The sequence below is a fragment of the Lamprobacter sp. genome, from assembly GCF_034860625.1.
Taxonomy (GTDB): Bacteria; Pseudomonadota; Gammaproteobacteria; order Chromatiales; family Chromatiaceae; genus Lamprobacter.
The window spans coordinates 1-831 of sequence record NZ_JAYESN010000664.1 but is presented as its reverse complement, the minus strand read 5'-3'; the positions used below and the strand labels follow the sequence as shown (position 1 = coordinate 831).

1 protein-coding gene is annotated in these 831 nt (G+C 60.9%); it reads left to right on the top strand.

Annotated features, from left to right (window positions below; translation table 11 throughout):
* Positions 1 to 356: 356 nt before the first annotated feature.
* Positions 357 to 647, top strand: a complete 291-nt coding sequence (locus VBE63_RS30615) for a hypothetical protein (protein ID WP_323686719.1) — start codon at positions 357 to 359, stop codon at positions 645 to 647.
* The last annotated feature ends 184 nt before the right edge of the window (positions 648 to 831 follow it).

Below are 831 nucleotides of genomic sequence, written 5' to 3'. Positions count from 1 at the left end.
CAACCTCTCCGCAGGCTGAGAACTCCCTACTAGCCGTCTTCAGCTTAAGAAGTACTAGAAGGAGGCTTTCTCTGACCGGTGCGAATCTCGAACAGCAGCCGATGATAGGCCTGAGCCAGGCCCTCGTCTGCGCCTTTGTGCTGCTCGACGTAGGCTTTGGGTAGGCTGAGCTTCGGGGTGGGGTTCTCGGTGGTGCTGAGAGAGCTTCGGTCTCGCCGGTCCCCCGTCACTGGATCAGCAGCTCATAGAGGCGGATTGCGTAAGCGCTGGTCATCTTGGCTACCAGCCCTTTTAAGGTGACGTCAAAATATTGAAATATATAGTTATATTCTGGAAACCCTGGAGCTGATGCCCGGATGTTTGACGGAGTCCAGCAACGCTTTGCCGAGCGCGCCCCTGCCAGCGTGATGGTGCGCGGACTGCTCGAGCTCCTGCTCAACGCCGAGCGGATCGACCGCTGGTTCGAGTCGACGCGCGAGGAGCAGTACACGCGCCAGATCCTGTTCTCCTCGCTAGTCGGGCTGATGCTGCAGATCGTCTGTCGGGTGCAGGCCAACGTGCATGCCGCCTACCGGGAGTCGAGCATTGCCGCCTCGGTGGTCGCGGTCTATGGCAAGCTGCAAGGCATCGAATTGTCGACCTCCTAAGGGCTGGTACGCCTGATCGCCGGCGATGCCGCGGAGATCATTGACGCACTCGGCGGCACCCGCGCCGAGCGCCTGCCTGGGTATCGCATCCTGTACCTTGACGGCAACTGCGTGGCCGCTAGCGAACGCCCGCTCAAGCCCTTGCGCGACAGCACCGCCGAGCCCCTAACGCTATCGACAAAGA